Annotated in this window: 13 protein-coding genes and 1 pseudogene; 1 reads left to right on the forward strand and 13 read right to left on the reverse strand. The window is 69.4% G+C overall.

Annotated features, from left to right (window positions below):
* Positions 1 to 26: 26 nt before the first annotated feature.
* The 3 genes from ABD768_RS06220 to ABD768_RS06230 form a co-directional block, all read right to left on the reverse strand.
* A complete protein-coding gene (locus ABD768_RS06220) occupies positions 27 to 743 on the reverse strand; it encodes a YggS family pyridoxal phosphate-dependent enzyme (protein WP_344838220.1) in 717 nt (238 codons plus the stop codon).
* Positions 740 to 1,483 carry a peptidoglycan editing factor PgeF gene (gene pgeF, locus ABD768_RS06225; RefSeq protein ID WP_344838223.1) on the reverse strand — a complete coding sequence of 248 codons (744 nt, stop codon included), beginning with the start codon at positions 1,481 to 1,483 and terminating at the stop codon, positions 740 to 742. The genes ABD768_RS06220 and pgeF overlap by 4 nt, the downstream gene beginning before the upstream one ends.
* Before the next feature lie 108 nt (positions 1,484 to 1,591).
* The gene (locus ABD768_RS06230; RefSeq protein WP_344838226.1) at positions 1,592 to 2,593 is read right to left on the reverse strand and encodes a S41 family peptidase; all 1,002 of its coding nucleotides are present in this window, start codon (positions 2,591 to 2,593) and stop codon (positions 1,592 to 1,594) included.
* Positions 2,594 to 2,650: 57 nt separating this feature from the next.
* Between ABD768_RS06230 and ABD768_RS06235 the strand changes: the two genes are divergently transcribed.
* Positions 2,651 to 3,202, forward strand: coding sequence for an ArsR/SmtB family transcription factor (locus ABD768_RS06235; RefSeq protein WP_344838229.1), 552 nt, complete (start codon positions 2,651 to 2,653; stop codon positions 3,200 to 3,202).
* Between the two features lie 676 nt (positions 3,203 to 3,878).
* On the opposite strand, the pseudogene ftsZ reads toward ABD768_RS06235, so the two are convergent.
* From ftsZ to ABD768_RS06285, 10 genes and pseudogenes are all read right to left on the reverse strand, one after another.
* A pseudogene (ftsZ, locus tag ABD768_RS43085) lies at positions 3,879 to 4,874 on the reverse strand (cell division protein FtsZ); the annotation flags it as partial.
* Positions 4,875 to 5,106: 232 nt separating this feature from the next.
* The gene (locus ABD768_RS06245) at positions 5,107 to 5,847 is read right to left on the reverse strand and encodes a cell division protein FtsQ/DivIB (protein ID WP_344838235.1); all 741 of its coding nucleotides are present in this window, start codon (positions 5,845 to 5,847) and stop codon (positions 5,107 to 5,109) included.
* Positions 5,848 to 5,868: 21 nt separating this feature from the next.
* The gene (murC, locus tag ABD768_RS06250) at positions 5,869 to 7,308 is read right to left on the reverse strand and encodes a UDP-N-acetylmuramate--L-alanine ligase (protein ID WP_343968497.1); all 1,440 of its coding nucleotides are present in this window, start codon (positions 7,306 to 7,308) and stop codon (positions 5,869 to 5,871) included.
* Positions 7,305 to 8,393 carry an undecaprenyldiphospho-muramoylpentapeptide beta-N-acetylglucosaminyltransferase gene (murG, locus tag ABD768_RS06255; RefSeq protein ID WP_343968499.1) on the reverse strand — a complete coding sequence of 363 codons (1,089 nt, stop codon included), beginning with the start codon at positions 8,391 to 8,393 and terminating at the stop codon, positions 7,305 to 7,307. Before murG ends, murC begins: the two co-directional genes overlap by 4 nt.
* A gap of 5 nt (positions 8,394 to 8,398) precedes the next feature.
* On the reverse strand, positions 8,399 to 9,676 hold the full coding sequence (gene ftsW, locus ABD768_RS06260) for a putative lipid II flippase FtsW (protein ID WP_344838238.1): 1,278 nt from the start codon (positions 9,674 to 9,676) through the stop codon (positions 8,399 to 8,401).
* 15 nt (positions 9,677 to 9,691) lie between these two features.
* Complete coding sequence (gene murD / locus ABD768_RS06265; RefSeq protein WP_344838241.1) at positions 9,692 to 11,131, reverse strand: UDP-N-acetylmuramoyl-L-alanine--D-glutamate ligase; 1,440 nt, start codon at positions 11,129 to 11,131, stop codon at positions 9,692 to 9,694.
* Positions 11,128 to 12,204 (reverse strand): phospho-N-acetylmuramoyl-pentapeptide-transferase, encoded by a 1,077-nt coding sequence (gene mraY, locus ABD768_RS06270; RefSeq protein WP_343968505.1) that lies wholly within the window; start codon positions 12,202 to 12,204, stop codon positions 11,128 to 11,130. The genes murD and mraY overlap by 4 nt, the downstream gene beginning before the upstream one ends.
* A complete protein-coding gene (locus tag ABD768_RS06275) occupies positions 12,201 to 13,625 on the reverse strand; it encodes a UDP-N-acetylmuramoyl-tripeptide--D-alanyl-D-alanine ligase (RefSeq protein ID WP_344838243.1) in 1,425 nt (474 codons plus the stop codon). The genes mraY and ABD768_RS06275 overlap by 4 nt, the downstream gene beginning before the upstream one ends.
* A complete protein-coding gene (locus ABD768_RS06280; RefSeq protein WP_343968508.1) occupies positions 13,622 to 15,163 on the reverse strand; it encodes a UDP-N-acetylmuramoyl-L-alanyl-D-glutamate--2,6-diaminopimelate ligase in 1,542 nt (513 codons plus the stop codon). Before ABD768_RS06280 ends, ABD768_RS06275 begins: the two co-directional genes overlap by 4 nt.
* A gap of 50 nt (positions 15,164 to 15,213) precedes the next feature.
* Positions 15,214 to 17,181 (reverse strand): peptidoglycan D,D-transpeptidase FtsI family protein, encoded by a 1,968-nt coding sequence (locus ABD768_RS06285; RefSeq protein ID WP_343968509.1) that lies wholly within the window; start codon positions 17,179 to 17,181, stop codon positions 15,214 to 15,216.
* Between the last annotated feature and the right edge of the window lies 1 nt (position 17,182).

The raw sequence follows: 17,182 nt of genomic DNA on the forward strand, positions 1-17,182 counted from the left end.
CCTTCGGTCGAGTCTCGATGTCGACACTAGCCCAGAGGAGTACGTGTACCGAGTAATGCGCGCCCGAGCCGAACGTGTGTCGCCCCACGCCTGATCGCGGCCTCCAGATCGCCGCTCATCCCAGCGGAGATCCAGTCCGCGCCCGGATGTTCGGAGCGTAGCCGGGACGCTACTGCTTCCAGGCCGGCGAACGCCTCGTCGGGATCGGACCCGAGCGGCGCCACAGCCATCACGCCACCCAGCTCCAGCCCGTCAGCCGCGGCGACCTCAGCGGCCAGCGCCGGTACGTCGGCAGGCGCGACGCCACCGCGGCTCATCCCCGTCGCCACCTCTTCCCGCCCGTACTCCGCCAGGCTCACCTGCAGCAGGCAGCGCAGTACCCGGCCTTCGTCGACTGCAGCCCGGGACAGTGCCGTCACCAGGGACGACCGGTCGACCGAGTGCACCACCGAGGCGTTGCGGACGACCGAACGGGCCTTGTTCGACTGCAGCTGGCCGACGAAGTGCCAGGTGACGTCCTGGCAGTCGGGCGCCTTGACCTTGAGCTCCTGTTCCCGGTTCTCGCCCAGGTCCCGTACTCCGAGCGCCGCCAGTGCCCGTACATCGCTGATCGGGAAGGTTTTGGTGATCCCGATGAGGGTGACCGACCCCTCAGGCCTCCCGGCCGCCACACAGGCCGCCTGGATCCGCTCACGTGCCGCCTTGACGTTGGCGCTGAGCTCCTCCTCCCGGGTGCCGGTCACGCGGCGGCCAGTCTCGACGGCAGCCTGATCAGGCCGGCCATCCGGCCGCTGACGGCGCCTTCACGGCGGTACGAGTAGAGGTTCTCCGACTCGATCGTGCAGGCGGTCGCCTTGACGACGGTGCAATCGAGCTCGGCCAACTGGGCGGCGACACCGGCGGCGACGTCGATCGACGGGGTGCCCCAGCTCGTCTCGGCGTACGAGGCCGGGACACGTTCGGCGACCTCGGCTCGCATGTCGGCGGGGACCTCGTAGCAGTTTCCGCAGGCGTACGGGCCGAGTACTGCGGTGATGTGCTCGGCTCCGAGGGCGCGCATCGCCTTGACGGTGGCCGGTACCACCCCGACGTACAGGCCTTTGCGGCCCGAGTGGGCGGCGCCGATCACGCCATTGGTCTGGTCCGCGAGGAGGACGGGGAGGCAGTCGGCGGCGCGGACGCAGAGCACGACATCGGACTGGGTGGTCACCATCGCGTCGGCGCGCGGGCGCGGGTCGATCGCGATGTCGCCGGGTCCGACGACGTGGACGTCGGGGCCGTGGACCTGGTTGACCCGGATCACCCGCTCCGGCGCGACCCCGAACTCGGTCGCGACCAGCCGGAAGTTCTCGGCGATCGCTGAAGCCTCGTCCCCCTGCGCACTCCCCAGGTTCAGTTCCCCGTACGGCGGTTGGCTCGCTCCCCCGAACCGATCGGTGAAGGCGAAGCGGACACCATCTCGAACCTCGTCATAACCGAACACATTCAAAGGCTATCCGTCCGCCGCGCCCACCTGCTGCGCAGGCGGGCGCGGCGGACGGGGAAGAGCGAGGTGCGCGCGCACAGCGCGGAGTGGGAGCCGGGTCGAGGGTCAGCGCGGAGCGTCGGCGTGCGCGGGGGCGGCGCTCAGTGCCTCGCGCGCTTCGCGCGCCTCGTCGTTCAGCGCGCGACGGGCGGGGTCGGTGGGGAGGGCGAGGACGTGGTCGAGGGCTTGGCTGTAGGCCTCGTCGAATGCGCTTGGGGCGGGGAGTTCCAGGTCGGGGATGACGCCGGTGCCTTCCCAGTTGGTTTGGGAGGTGGGGTTGATCGCGCGCTTGATCGGGATGGTGGCTTCGAGGTGGGGGTGGAGTTTGAAGCCGTCGCGCGGGTGGGCGCCGCCGCCGGTGCGCTCGCCGATGACGGTGGCGCGGCCGAGTTGCTGGAGGTCGTAGGTGAGTTCCTCGGCGGCCGAGAAGGTGGTCGAGCTGGTCAGCACCCAGATCGGCTTGGTACCACCGAAGCGCGGCCCGGGCAGGTGCGGAATGGTCCAGAACTGGCGGACCGTACCGTCGGCGGGAGTGACCAGATCGTTCAGGTGGACCGGCTCGCCGTCGAAGAAGTGGCTGCACAGGAACGTCACCATGTCCGGCGAACCACCCAGGCAGCGGCGCAGGTCGATCATCAGCGCATCCGTTGCCGACAGCAACGACATGGCGGCGCTCACGGCGGCACCGGCATGCGTCGGATCGAAGATCAACGGCCGGATCTCGAGTAGACCAATGTTGCCCGCCAGCCGCTCCACCCGAGCCATCCCGCCCGCGGTCAGCTCGGCATGCCGGCGCCACGCCGCATCCTCGGCCACCGGATCGGTCTCGTCGACCACCTCGTCGACATGGAACTTCAGCCGCAGGTGCCGATCCTGGTTGCCCTCCTGCAGGTCAGCCGTCACCCGGGCCGCCAACTCCTCGGGCTCGGCCAGGGCGTCGTACCGCCCGTCCGCCGCGGCCGCTTTCAGGCGGGTGGCGATCTCGGCGCCGACCTCGGGGAACACGTAGAGCTCGCTGACCAGGGTCGCGAGCCGGTCGATCAGTTCGGCAATCTCGTCTGTGCGCATGGCGAGGATTCAAACACCCGGATTGACAAAGCGTCAAGAACCCTTGACGCTTGATCCATGACCGACGAGATGGTGGACCGGCTGGAGATCTCCACCGCGGAGCAGTTCAAGGCGCTGGGGCATCCACTGCGGCACAGACTGCTGTTCGCGCTCGGACAGGAGGCGGCGACGATCAGCCAGCTCGCGACCTCACTCGGTACGGCGAAGGGCAACGTCGCCCACCATCTCGGCGTACTGCGAGACGCCGGCATGGTCCGCGTCGTGGAGACCCGCCAGGTGCGCGGCGGGACCGAGCAGTACTACCGCCGCGCAGCGAAGCTGTTCGACTTCACCGGCGAAGGCGAACGCGCCAACACCGCCGTCACCCTCCAGGCGGTCGCAGCCGAACTGCAGTCAGCCACCGGCCGGCCGATGCTGAACCTCCGCAACATCCGCCTGACCGAGACCCAGGCCGAGGAACTCCAGGCCCGCCTCGACGAAATGGTCCACAACCTCGTGGACGCCGGCCCGGGCGAAGCCCGCTACGGCGTCCTCGTCTCGGTCTACCGCCCCCAGCAGCCCGAGCCGACCCACCCAACTGACACCGCCCAGCTGACACCGCCGAACTGAAACCGGGTCGGCGCCGGCTGATCGCCGGCACCGACCCGGTGCACCACAAGTTGTCCGCTTACTTCAAGAAGTCCGGGATGTCGAGGTCGTCCTCGTCGTTGTCCGGCTTGCGCGGCTGACGCTGCGGAGCGGGCTGCGAGGACGGTGAGTTCGACGGGCCGGTGGTCGGCCAGCTGTGCTGGGTCGGCTGGGCAGACGGTGCCGGAGAGGCGGGCGTGTGCGGCACCGGCGGCTGGTTCGACGGCGAGCCGGTCGGCTGCGCCGTACGGACCGGCTCGCCGCCCTGCGGCCGGGCCGAGTGCGTGGTGCCCCGCTGCTGGTCCGTGTTCGGCACCGGCACGGTGTCGTCGGTCGGCGTCCCCGCCGGCGGCTGGTAGCTCGGCGCAGGCGACCCTGCGGTCGTGCCCTGCCCGAACCCGCCCTGGCCCCCGGCGCCCTGGCCGGCAGTCCCCTGCCCGAAGTTCCCTTGCCCAGCGGCGCCCTGGCCAGCAGCTCCCTGACCATTAGCGGCCTGGCCGCCAGTGTTCTGGTTGGCGGGCTCGGCAGCGGCCGTCGTGTTCGCGGGCGGCGTGCCGTAGGGCGGCTGGTTCGCCGGCTGCTGGGCCTGGGTGTGGGCCTCGGCCTGGGTGGCGCGGGGGATGCCCTGGGTGGCGACGTCGCCGCCGGCGGCGGGGAGCTTGTTCTGCGGGCGGGCCTGGTTCATCGCCTGCTCGCGGCGCTTCGGCATCCCGCCGTCGAAGCCGGCCGCGATCACGGTCACCCGGACCTCGTCGCCGAGCGCGTCGTCGATCACGGCGCCGAAGATGATGTTCGCGTCGGTGTGCGCCGACTCCGAGACCAGCTGGGCGGCCTCGTTGATCTCGAACAGGCCCAGGTCGGAACCGCCCGCGATCGACAGCAGGACGCCGTGCGCGCCCTCGATGCTTGCCTCCAGCAACGGAGACGAGATGGCCGCCTCGGCCGCCGCCACCGCGCGGTCCTCGCCGCGGGACGAGCCGATCCCCATCAGCGCCGAGCCGGCGTTGGACATGACGGCCTTGACGTCGGCGAAGTCGACGTTGATCAGGCCGGGGGTGGTGATCAGGTCGGTGATACCGGAAACACCCTGCAGCAGCACCTGGTCGGCCTGCTTGAAGGCGTCCAGCACGGAGACGGCGCGGTCGGAGATGGTGAGGAGGCGGTCATTCGGAATCACTATCAGGGTGTCGACTTCTTCACGCAGGGCGGAGATACCGTCCTCCGCCTGGGTCGCGCGGCGCTTGCCCTCGAACGAGAACGGCCGGGTGACCACACCGATGGTGAGCGCGCCGAGCGAGCGGGCGATCCGGGCCACCACGGGCGCGCCGCCGGTACCGGTGCCACCGCCCTCACCCGCGGTGACGAAGACCATGTCGGCGCCCTTCAGCGCCTCCTCGATCTCCTCCGCGTGGTCCTCGGCGGCCTTCTGCCCGATCGCCGGGTTCGCGCCGGCGCCGAGGCCCCGGGTCTCCTCCCGGCCGATGTCGAGCTTGACGTCCGCGTCGCTCATCAACAGCGCCTGGGCGTCGGTGTTGATGGCGATGAACTCAACGCCCTTCAGACCGTGCTCGATCATCCGGTTGACGGCGTTGACGCCGCCTCCGCCGATGCCGACGACCTTGATGAGTGCCAAATAGTTCTGCGGTGCCGCCACGTCCGCGCCTCTCGCCTCGTTCTGTTCCCGTTATGGCCAGTTGGCCGTCCGAGCTGCGCCTGCCTCGGACCCTCCCGTCCGCCGATCGCTTCGACGACGGAAAAGCCTTTACCTCAAGTACATGATTAGAGTTCTGTCAACCCTAGATTCCCTCGAACGCTACGGGAGACGCTCCGGCAATGTCCACGCGCCTCGCCGCCGGTACCACGATGTATGCCCGATGTGGGCACGGTCACTTCTTTTCCCCTTTGGTGACAGGGAGATCGGGCGCCGAGACGTCGTAGACCTTCGCGTCCCGCTTCATCAGCACGCTGAGTACTTCGGCCTTTCGCTCACTGTCATCGGCGCTGCCCCAGACCACCTTCACGTTGGACCCGAGGTTGAGGGTGATCGAGTCCGGCGAAGCGGCCGAGATCGAGTTCACCTGCGCCCGCAGCGTCTCCGGCAGGGCCGCCGAAACCTTCACCACCGAACTGATCGTGACTTCCCGTCGCGTCCCGACCACCAGCGCCTCGGGCAGATCCACCGGCCGGGCCGGCACCGTCTTGAAGGCCACCCCGGTCGCATCGACCAGCTCGAAGTTGCTGCCGTCGGTGACGACCACCACCGGCACCCGCTCGGTCACCACGATCTTGAGCTGGTTCGGCCAGGCCCTGGTCACCTGTGCGTCCGCGACCGACTGGATCGTCCGCACCCGGTCCGCGATCGCGGTCAGGTCGACCTTGGCCAGCGGCGTTCCCAGCGGTGCCGCGGCGACCTGGGTGATGGTTGCCACCGGCACCGTATCGGCGCCGGCCACCTTCACCCCGGAGACCGCGAGCACTGACGAGAAGTAGAACAACCAGGCGATCACCCCGGCGAGCAGGACGATCACACCGCCGACCGCCCAGGGCAACCAGCCGCGCCAGCGCACCAACCGCTGCCGGCGCGCGAACCGCTCCTGTGCCCGGGCAAGGTCAGTGCTCTGACTCATCTCACCACCGCATCCGCGAACTCACTCCGCGGCCGCCGCCGCGAGTGCGGCCCGCTCGGCCAGCAGGCCGAGCACCTCGGGTCCGATCAGCGTCACGTCGCCGGCACCCGCAGTGACCACCAGGTCACCCGGCTCGGCCAGGTCGGCGATCACCTGCGGTACGGCGGACCAGGACGGCTCGAACCGGACCTGATCCGGCTTCAACGGAATGTGGTTGGCGATCAGCGCACCGGTGACGCCCGGCTCCGGGTCCTCGCGGGCCGCGAAGATGTCCATCACGACGACCTCGTCGGCCAGCGCGAGCGCCTCGGAGAACTGGGTCGCGAAGATCCGCGTGCGGCTGAACAGATGCGGCTGGAAGCAGGCGATCACTCGCCCCTCCCCCGCCACGGTCCGGGCGGCGGCCAGATCGACGGCTACCTCGGTCGGGTGGTGGGCGTACGAGTCGAACACCCGCACACCGTCCTCCTCACCCTTGAACTCGAACCGCCGGCCGGTGCCGGTGAAGGCAGCGAGCCCCTCGGCCAGGTCGGCCGCGGACAAGCCCAGCCCGAGTCCTACGGTCAGCGCCGCCGCCGAGTTCAGCGCGTTGTGCTTGCCGGCCTGCTGCAGCTTCACCGCCGGCAGCTTCCGGCCGTGGAACACCGGCACGTACGACTGGGTCGATCCACTCGCGACCAGCTCGGTCACCCGGGTGTCCGCATCAGGCGATTCCCCGTACGTCCGGACGTCGATCCCCTTGGCGCGGGCGAATTCGACCAGCTGCCGCGCGCCGGCGTCGTCGTAGCAGACGACCATGAAGCCGCCGGGCAGAACGCGATCACAGAACTGCTCGAACGCGAGCCGGTAGCTGGCCTCGTCGCCGTAGTTGTCCAGGTGATCCGGCTCGACCGAGGTGACGATCGACACCTCAGGGCTGTAGGTCAGGAAGGACTTGTCGGACTCGTCGGCCTCCGCGACGAACAGGTCACCGCTGCCGTCGTGGGCGTTCGAACCGGACTCGTTCAGGTTCCCGCCGATCGCGTACGACGGGTCCGCGCCGCAGTGCTGCAACGCGACCGTGAGCATCGACGTGGTGGTCGTCTTGCCGTGCGTACCGGCGACCGCGATCGTCCGCCGGCCGACCATGACCGAGGCCAGGGCGGCCGCTCGCGGCAGGATCGGGATGCCCGCGGCGCGCGCGGCGACGACCTCGGGATTGTTCTCCCGGATCGCGGTCGAGACGACCACGGTGTCCACCTCGGCGACGTGCTCGGCGGCGTGGCCGACCCAGCAGGTCGCGCCGAGCGCGCGCAGGGCGCCGAGCACCTTGCTGTCCTTGCCGTCCGAACCGGAGACCTCGATGCCGCGCGCGGCCATGATCCGGGCGATCCCGGACATCCCGGCGCCGCCGATGCCGATGAAGTGCACCCGGCCGAGCTTCTCGGCGGGCAGATGGCTGTCAGGTGCGGTGACGATCACGAGGAAGACCTCACCACATCGAGGATGATCCGCGCCAACCGGTCGTCGGCGTCCAGCTTGATCAGACCCTTGGCTGCGTTGGACATGGCTGTCAGACGCTCCCGGTCGTGCAGAAGTTGCGGCACGGTGGCGCGAACCCAGTCCGGAGTCACCTCGGCGTTGTCGACCAGCAGGCCACCGCCGGCCTCGACCACGGCCTTGGCGTTCTGGCGCTGCTCACCGTTACCGTGCGGCAACGGAACGTAGATGGCCGGCAGGCCGACACCCGACGCCTCGGTGACCGCGTTCGCACCCGAGCGGCAGACGACCAGATCGGCGGCGGCGTACGCGTAGTCCATCCGGTCGATGTAGTTGAGCACCCGGTACGGATACGGCCCGGTCTGGGCGACCTCGAGGCTGTTCTTGGAGCCGATCGCGTGGATCACCTGGACGCCGGCGGCGAGCAGGTCGGCCGCGGCCCCGCCGAACGCCTCGTTCAGCTGCCGGGCGCCCTGCGATCCACCGGTGATGAAGACGGTCGGCGCCTCCGGGTCGAGCCCGAAGAACTCACGCGCCTCGGCCCGCAGCGCGGCCCGGTCGAGCGTCGAGATGGCCCGGCGGATCGGCAGCCCGACGTACTGGGCGTGCGGCAGGTCCGTGCCGGGGAAGGAGGTGATGACGTTCTCGGTGCAGTAGCGGGCGGCGAACTTGTTCGCGATGCCCGGGGTCGCGTTGCCCTCGTGCACGACGATCGGCGTCTTGCGGCGCCAGGCGGCGACGTACGCCGGGGTGGACACGTACCCGCCGAAGCCGACCAGCACGTCCGCCTTGGCCTCGTCGAGCACCTTGCGGGCCGCGCTGACCGAGCTGAGCATCTTGCCCGGTACGGCGAACAGGGCCGGCGTGGGCTTGCGCGGCAACGGGACGGGCGGAATCAGCTCGAGCCGGTACCCGGCCTCGGGCACGACCCGGACCTCGAGTCCGCGCTCGGTCCCGAGGGCGAGGATCTCGACCGTCGGGTCGATCCGGCGCAAGGCGTCGGCGGTAGCGATCAGGGGGGAAGTATGGCCGGCGGTACCACCACCGGCCAGGACGATGCTCGGCACAGCTTTCAACGCTCCCGCGTGTTCTCACGGCCAGTACGGCCAGGTGTGCGCCACGAAGACATCCACCCGAATCGGGGCCGCCGGATCTCCTTGAGAGCGGCCTGCGCGCCGGGTTCGGCCTTCGCGAAGGACAGCAACATGCCGATCGCGATCAGCGACGGCAGCAGTGCGGACCCACCGTACGACAAAAGCGGAAGGGGGATACCCACGATGGGTAGCAAACCGATCACGGCGCCCAGGTTGACCAGGGTCTGGGCGAGCAGCCAGACGGTGATTCCGGCGCTGGCGTAGCGGACGAACGGGTCGGTGTTCCGGGTCGCGATCCGGACCCCGGCGTAGGCGACCGCGAGGAACAGCGCGAGCACGGTGAGTGAACCGATCAGGCCCAGCTCCTCGCCGATCACGGCGAAGATGAAGTCGGTGTGCGCCTCGGGCAGGTTGCCCCACTTCTGCCGGCTGTTGCCGATCCCGACCCCCCACCAGCCACCGGTGGAGAGCGCGTAGAACGCGTGGTACGCCTGCCAGCCCACGTTGCTCGGGTCCGCGAACGGGTCCATGAACTGGGTGACCCGCTTCATCCGGTAGCTCTCCTGGCTGACGAAGAACGCCGCGATCGCGCCGACGATCGCCATCATCGCCACGAACAGCCGGGTCGGCGCGCCGACCACCCAGATCATCCCGATCATCACGGCCATCAGCACCAGCGACGTACCGAGGTCGTGCTGGCCGACGATCAACGCGATCACCAGGCCACAGACCGGCACCATCGGGACCAGCAGGTGCTTCCACTGGGTCAGCAGTTTCTGCTTGCGGGCGTACAGGTCCGCGCACCACATCACCAGGGCCAGCTTGGCGAACTCACTCGGCTGGATCTGCAACGGTCCACCGAAGCTGACCCAGTTCGTGTTGCCGTTGACCTCCTTGCCGATACCCGGGATGTAGGTCAGGACGAGCAGGAAGACCGAGCCGAGCAGCGCGACGTACGCGAGCATCCGGAAGTGCCGGGGCGTCATCCGCGACGCGACGTACGCCATCGGGAGACCGACGCCGACCCAGATCAGCTGCCGGTAGAAGATCGTGTAGCTGTTCCCGGTCGTGCGCAGCGACTGCACGCTGGACGCCGACAGCACCATCAGGATGCCGAGCACCAGCAGCAGACCGCTGGCGCCGAGCAGGATGTGGTACGACGTCAGCGGCCGGTCCAGTACGTCCTTGATCGCCGCCAGCCAGGGCCGTTCGGGCGCCTCGCCGGTCTTGCTCTTGGACTGATCCGTGATCGTCACCCGATCACCTCCGGATCAGTTGTCGCCCAGCCGCAGTACGGCTTCGGCGAAGGCGTCTCCGCGGGCTCCATAGTTGGCGAACATGTCCCAGGAAGCGCAGCCGGGCGCGAGCAGCACGGTGTCCCCCACCTGCGCCAGCTTCGCCGCCTCCCCCACCACCGTCTCCATGGCTCCAGTGTCCGTTGCCTCCACGATGATCACCGGGACATCCGGCGCGTGTCGGGCAAGTGCTTCGGCGATCACGACCTTGTCCTGGCCGAGCAGTACGACGCCGCGCAACCGTTCCCTGGCAGCGATCACCAGCTCGTCGAAGGTCGCGCCCTTCGCCTGCCCACCGGCGATCCACACGACCGGGTCGTAGGCGAGCAGGGAGGCCTGCGCGGCGTGCGGGTTGGTGGCCTTGGAGTCGTCGATGTAGTTGACGCCGGCAACCTCGCCGACGGTCGCGATCCGGTGCGCGTCCGGGCGGAACACCCGCAGCCCGTCCCGGACGGCTGATGCCGGTACGCCGAACGCTCGGGCCAAGGCAGCGGCCGCGAGCGCGTTCGCGACATTGTGCGGTGCGGCGGGCGTGATGTCGGCGAGGCTGGCGATCTCGAGGGCTGAGCTGGCTCGTTGTTCGACGAAGGCTCGATCGACCAGCAGGTCGTCGACCAGGCCCAGCATCGAGATGGCCGGCGTACCGAGGGTGAAGCCGATCGCGCGGCAGCCCTCGATCACGTCGGCTTCCTCGACGAGCTGTTCGGTCGCGGGGTCAGCGACGTTGTAGACGCAGGCGACCTGGCAGTTCTCGTAGATCTTGCCCTTCGCGGTCGTGTAGGCGTCCATCGAGCCGTGCCAGTCGACGTGGTCGGGCGCGATGTTCAGGACGGCGGCCGAGTGCGCCGACATCGAGTCGGTGAAGTGCAGCTGGTAGCTGGACAGTTCGACCGCGATCACGTCGTACGGCTCGGGATCCATCACGGCTTCCAGCAGCGGCAGCCCGACGTTGCCTGCGGCAACTGCCCGGTGGCCGGCCGCGGTCAGGATCGAGGTCAGCATCTGGACCGTCGTGGTCTTGCCGTTGGTACCGGTGATGCAGAGCCAGGGGGCCGCGTTGGCGGGATCGCGCAGGCGCCAGGCGAGCTCGATCTCACTCCAGACGGGGATCCCGCGCTCGACGGCGGCCGCGAGCAGCGGCGCGTGGGGCGGGATGCCGGGTGACGTGACGACGACCTCGACGTCGGCCGGCAGTCCCGCAGTACTGCCCTCGCCGAGGTTGATGTCGGCGCCCAGCGTCTCGAGGATCAGCGCCTTCTCGCGCAGCGCCTCGTTGTCGCGGTCGTCGAGGACGGTGACGTGCTCGGCGCCTGCCTGCAGCAGCGAGTCGGCGCAGGCGTAGCCCGCGGTACCGAAGCCCAGTACGACGAAACGCGTCGTCGCCCAGCCGTCGTCGGCCCGTGTCGTGAGGCTCATCCGGCCACCCATTCCGCATAGAACAAGCCGAGACCCATCGCGACGCACAGGCCGGAGATGATCCAGAACCGGATCACCACGTTCACCTGTTCCCAGCCGAGCATCTCGAAGTGGTGTTGCAGCGGCGCCATCCGGAACAACCGTTTCCCGACGCCGCCGGTCTTCTTGGTGATCTTGAACCAGCTGACCTGCAGGATCACCGACGCGGTGATGATGACGAACAGGCCGCCGAGCAGCAGCACCAGCAGCTCGGTCCGGGTCATCACCGCGAAGCCGGCCACCGCGCCACCCAGCGACAGCGAACCGGTGTCGCCCATGAAGATCTTGGCCGGCGACGCGTTCCACCACAGGAAGCCGAACAACGCGCCGGTGAGGGCGGCCGCGACCACCGCCAGGTCGAGCGGATCGCGGATCTCGTAGCACTTCGAGCCCGGCGCGGTCGCGCAACTCTGGTTGTTCTGCCAGATGCAGATCAGCGTGTACGCGCCGAACACCATCATCGACGCGCCGGTCGCCAGACCGTCCAGGCCGTCGGCCAGGTTGACGCCGTTCGACATGCCGGCGATCAGCAGCAGGATCCAGATCACGACCAGGACCGGCAGCAGGTGCAGCCACTCGATGTCGCGGATGAACGAGATGAACGGCGAGGCCGGCTTCTGCCCGCGCTCGTCGGGGAACTGCAGGGCCAGTACCGCGAAGGCGACCGCGACCATCGTCTGGCCGGCCAGTTTCGCCTTGCTGCGCAGGCCCAGGCTGCGCTGCCGGAAGATCTTGATGAAGTCGTCGAGGAAGCCGACCGCGCCCATCCCGGCGAACAGGAACAGCACCAGCAGCGCCGAGGCGCTCGGCGCCCGGCCGGTGAAGATCTTCGCGGCGAAGTAGCCCACGATGGTCGCGACGATGAAGACCGTGCCGCCCATCGTCGGGGTGCCGCGCTTGGTGTGGTGCGAGGTCGGGCCGTCGTCGCGGATCTCCTGCCCGTATCCACGGCGGGCCAGCAGGGTGATCGCCCCGCGGGTTCCGACCAGCGTCAGCACCATCGAGATGGCACCGGCCAACAGGATCGAGATCACTGCGAAGCCTCCTCGAGCAGGGCGGTCGCCAGCCGGTCCAGCCCGACGAATCGGGACGCCTTCACCAGCACCACGTCTCCCTGCTGCAATTCCTTGCGAAGCAACTCGAGTGCTTCGTCGAAGCTGTCGACGTACGCCGACTCGTTGCCCCAGGATCCTTCCAGCGAGGCGCCGAGGTGGATCGGGCGGGCCCCCTCACCGACGACCACCAGCCGCTGCACGTCCAGCCGGACAGCCAGCCGGCCGATCGCATCATGCTCCTCGGTGTGGCTGTCCCCCAGCTCACCCATCGGACCTAGCACCGCCCAGGTCCGCCCACCGCCGGACTGCCCTGCTCCGGCCTGCCCTGCGCGGCTCCGGCCGATCGCGACCAGCGCCTTGAGCGCCGCGCGCATCGACTCGGGGTTCGCGTTGTACGCGTCGTTGATGATCGTCACGCCGTCCGCGCGCTCGGTCACCTCCATCCGCCACTTCGACGCGGCGGTGGCAGTGCTGAGCCCCTCCGCGATCTGGGCGGGAGTCAGTCCGACCGCCTGGACGGCGGCCGCCGCGGCCAGCGCGTTGGCGACCTGATGCTCCCCGACGACCTGCAGCTGCACCGCGTGCTGTTCGCCGCCTAGCTCCAGCGTGAAGCCCGCCCGGCCCAGCGCGTCGAGCTCGACCCCGTTGGCCCGGACGGTCGCCTCAGGCGCCTCGCCCCAGAACACGACGTTCTCGCTCGTCCGGTCGGCCATCGCGGCGACGCGTGGGTCATCTGCGTTGAGTACGGCGGTTCCGCCCGCAAGTACGGCCTCGATCATCTCGCCCTTGGCGGCGGCGATCGCGTCCTGGCTGCCGAACTCGCCGATGTGCGAGTGGCCGACGTTGAGCACCAGCCCGACCTTCGGCGGCGTGATCCGGCACAGGTAGGTGATGTCGCCGACATGCCGGGCGCCCATCTCCGCGACCAGGAAACGCGTGGTCAGGTCCGCCTTCAGCGAGGTCAGCGGATGGCCGATCTCGTTGTTCATCGAGCCGGCCGCGGCCACCGTCGGGCCGTACGGCGCGAGCAGCTGGGCGATCAGGTCCTTGGTGCTGGTCTTGCCCTGCGAACCGGTCAGGCCGATCACGGTCAGGTCGGGCAGCTGCGAGATGACGTACCTCGCCAGTTCGCCGACCGCCGTCTGTACGTCGGCGACCACGATGCACGGGCTGCCGTCGACCGGCCGCGTGGTGATCGAGACGGTCGCGCCGGCAGCAGTCACCGCCGGGACGTAATCGTGCCCGTCGACGTTCGCCCCGGCGAAGGCGAGGAACAGGCCACCCGCGGTGATCGCGCGGGAATCCCGCTCGACGCTGCCGTCGACGATCGCGGCGGGATCGACCCCGGCCAGCTCACCGCCCACTGCTTCGGCGATCTGGGCACAACTGAGGGGGATCACACTGCTGCCTCTCCGGTCGCCGCGATCAGCTCGCGCACGGTCTGCCGGTCGTCGAACGGGTGGATCACGCCGCCGACGTCCTGGCCGGTCTCATGGCCCTTGCCCAGCACCACCACGGTGTCGCCGGGCCCGGCCAGCCTGATCGCGGTCGCGATCGCCTGCCGACGGTCGCCGACCTCCTGCAGATCCACGGCGGGAACTGCGGCCCGAGCGCCTTCGATCGCCGCGGCACGGATCGTCGCCGGGTCCTCGCTGCGCGGGTTGTCGTCGGTGACGATCACGACGTCGGCCGCGCGGGCTGCGGCAGCGCCCATCGCGGGCCGCTTGCCGGGGTCACGGTCGCCGCCGCAGCCGACTACGGCGAAAAGCTTGCCCTTGGTGGCGGTACGGGCTGCTTTGAGTGCGAGCTCGACCGCGTCAGGCGTGTGCGCGTAGTCGACGATCACGCTGAGACCGTCGGCGCGGCTGAAGGTCTCCATCCGGCCCGGTACCGCGGCGTGCTGCAACCCGGCAGCGATCGCCTCGGCCGGTACGTCGATCTGCCGCAGCATCACCGTCGCCAGCAGCGCGTTCGCCACGTTGAAATCGCCAGGTAGCCCGATCTCGACGGTCAGCGCCTCGTCCGGCCCCTGGATGTCGATCACCGTCGTACCGTGCTCGGACTGGTGCGTGCCGCCGACGGTCCAGTCGGCGTCGCGGGTGGTCGAGACGGTCACCAGCGGAACAACCGTCTGCGCGGCGAGACGGCGGCCGTACTCGTCGTCGATGTTCACCACGGCAAGGTCGCAGCGCTCCGGGGTGAACAGCGACGCCTTGGCGGCGAAGTACTCCTCGAAAGTCTTGTGGAAGTCCAGGTGGTCCTGCGTCAGGTTGGTGAACCCGGCGACCGCGAACCGCGCGCCGTCCACCCGGCCCATCGCGAGCGCATGGCTGGAGACCTCCATCGCGCACCAGGCGACGGCCTTCTCCCGCATCACCGCGAACAACGCCTGCAGATCGGTGGCTTCCGGCGTCGTCCGGGCGCTCTTGACCGCCTCGTCGCCGATCCGGGTCTCGATCGTGCCGATCAGCGCGGACCGGCCGAGAGTCTTCAGCACCGAGTCGAGCAGGAAGCTCGTCGTCGTCTTGCCGTTCGTACCGGTGATTCCCAACAGGTGCAGGCCGCTCGTCGGCTCGCCGTAGATGCGGCTGGCAACGGCGCCGAGCACGTCGCGTGGCTTGGCCACCACCAGCACGGGCAGGCCAGTGGCTCGGGCCCGCTCCTCCCCCGCTGGGTCAGTCAGTACTGCGACAGCGCCGGCCGCCTGCGCGTTGGCGGCGAAGGCAGCTCCGTGGGTCACCAGGCCCGGCAGGGCGGCGTACAGGTCGCCCGGGTGGATCGACCGGGAGTCGAGTGACACACCGGTCACAGAGACGTCAGCGAGGTCCGTCGAAGCGCTGGCTCCGGCGGTCTGGACGAGGTCGGCGAGGCCGACCGGCACGGTCCGTTGCGGCCTGATCGCGGCAACGGCTCCGCCTGCGGCGGTTGGGGTGGACACGGGCCCAGAGGTTACCGCTCCGGACCCGGTGACACCTATCTGACCCGGCGTCACCAGGTCAGCGGGACGTTGGGCTGCTTCGCGCCGGTCGGCGGTACTGCGTACTTCTGGAGCGCGTAGCTCATCACGTCGCGGAACACCGGACCTCCCTGGAAACCACCGCCCCGCCCATTCGTCGGGTTCTGCAGTACGACGTACGTAACGAAGCGCGGGTTGTCTGCAGGGGCGAATCCGGCGAAGGAGGTCGCCCACTTGCAGTACCCCTCGCAGCCCTCGCCGGTCTCCTGCGCCGTACCGGTCTTGCCTGCGACGCGGTAGCCGGGGATGGCCGCCTGGAGCGCGGTACCGCCGTCAGCGGTCACCGACTCCATCATCGTGGCGACCTCCTTGGCAGCGGTCTCGCTCACCACCCGGCGGGACGGGCCGGCCGGGTTGGGGATGTCGTTGCCGTTGGAGTCGACGTAGTTCTTGACCAGCTTGGGCGGTACGTAGACACCGCCGTTGGCGACAGCGTTGACGGCGGCAGTCATCTGTACGGCGTTCACGGCCAGGCCCTGCCCGAAGGCGACCGTCGAGCGGGTCAGCTCGGGCCACTCGTCGCCCTGCGGCATCACGCCCCGGCTCTCGCCGGGGAAGTCCAGGCCGGTCGGCTCACCGAAGCCGAAGTCGTGCAGGTACTTCACGAACTGCGGGATCGGCATCTCGCGGGAGGCGATGATGGTGCCGACGTTGGACGACTTGGCGATCACCCCGGCGATGGTCAGCTTCAGCACGCCGTGGTCGAAGTGGTCCTTGATCTTGCGCCGCTGCACGGTGATGCTGCCCGGCACCTCCAGCTTGGTGTCGAGCGAGATCTTGTTCGCGTCGGCCAGCGCGGCCATCGTGACGACCTTCTGCACGCTGCCCGGCTCGTAGACCTGCTCCAGCGCGTTGTTCTTCAGCGACTGGCCCTTGAGCGGCTTGTTCGGGTCGTAGCCGGGGTAGTTGGCCATCGCGACCAGCTCGCCGGTCTTCACGTCCATCACCACGACCGTGCCGGACTCGGCCTTCCACTGCTTGACCGCTTCCTCGATCCGCTTCTCGGCGAACCACTGCAGGTCGGAGTCCAGGGTGAGCTGCGCGCTGACGCCGGGCTTGGGCTCCTCGACGGTGTGGTCGGCGTTCGGGATCTTGTTGCCCTTGGTGTCGACCTCGTACATCGCCTTGCCGTCGGAACCGGACAGCTTGTCGTTCAGCCCGTACTCCAGCCCGGCCAGGCCCTTGCCCTCGTCGCCGACGACGCCGACCACGCTGGCGCCGACCGAGCCGAGCGGGTGGCTGCGGATCGGATCCGACTCGGTGAACAGGCCGACCAGCAGCGGCGCCTTGGCCTCGGCCGGTTTGCCCTTGTTCTGCTCGTTGATCGCGGCGTTCTGCTTCTTGATCTCGGCCGAGATCTGGTTCCAGGTCTGCGGGCTGACCTGGTGCGCGAGCAGCACGTAGCGCTTCTTCAGGGTGAGGTCGGCATAGAACTTCGCGTACGTCGTACCGGGGATCTTCGAGGTCAGCAGGCTGGCCAGCTGGGCCGCGACCGGTGCGGTCTGGGTCGGGTCGGCGGTGATCGCGACGGCGTCCTCGGAGACCGACAGCGGCACGCCGTTGCGGTCGAGGATCGCGCCGCGGGTCGCGTGCAGTACGAACGGCTTGGTGTTCTCCTTGGTCGCGGCGAGCGCGTAGGAGTCCGGGTCGACGCCCTGCAGCAGGATGAGGCGGCCGGCGAACAGCGACAGCACGAACGCCATCACGCCGAACGTCATCCGCAGCCGGAGCGCGGGACGGCCGAGCTTCAGCGTGCGCGGCGGCTTCTTCACCCGCGGCTTGCGCGGAGGACGCCGGTTCTGCGGCGGCCGCTTCCGCGGTCCCCCGTTGGCCGGGCGCTTCCTTGCTGGCTCACCCGTACGCCGAGGCGCCGCCCCCGCCCGCACCGGACGAGCAGCAGCAGCCTTCTTGGCAGTACGCCGAGGCGCGTCCCCACCCACC

The sequence above is a fragment of the Kribbella ginsengisoli genome (genome assembly GCF_039537185.1).
GTDB lineage: Bacteria > Actinomycetota > Actinomycetes > Propionibacteriales > Kribbellaceae > Kribbella > Kribbella koreensis.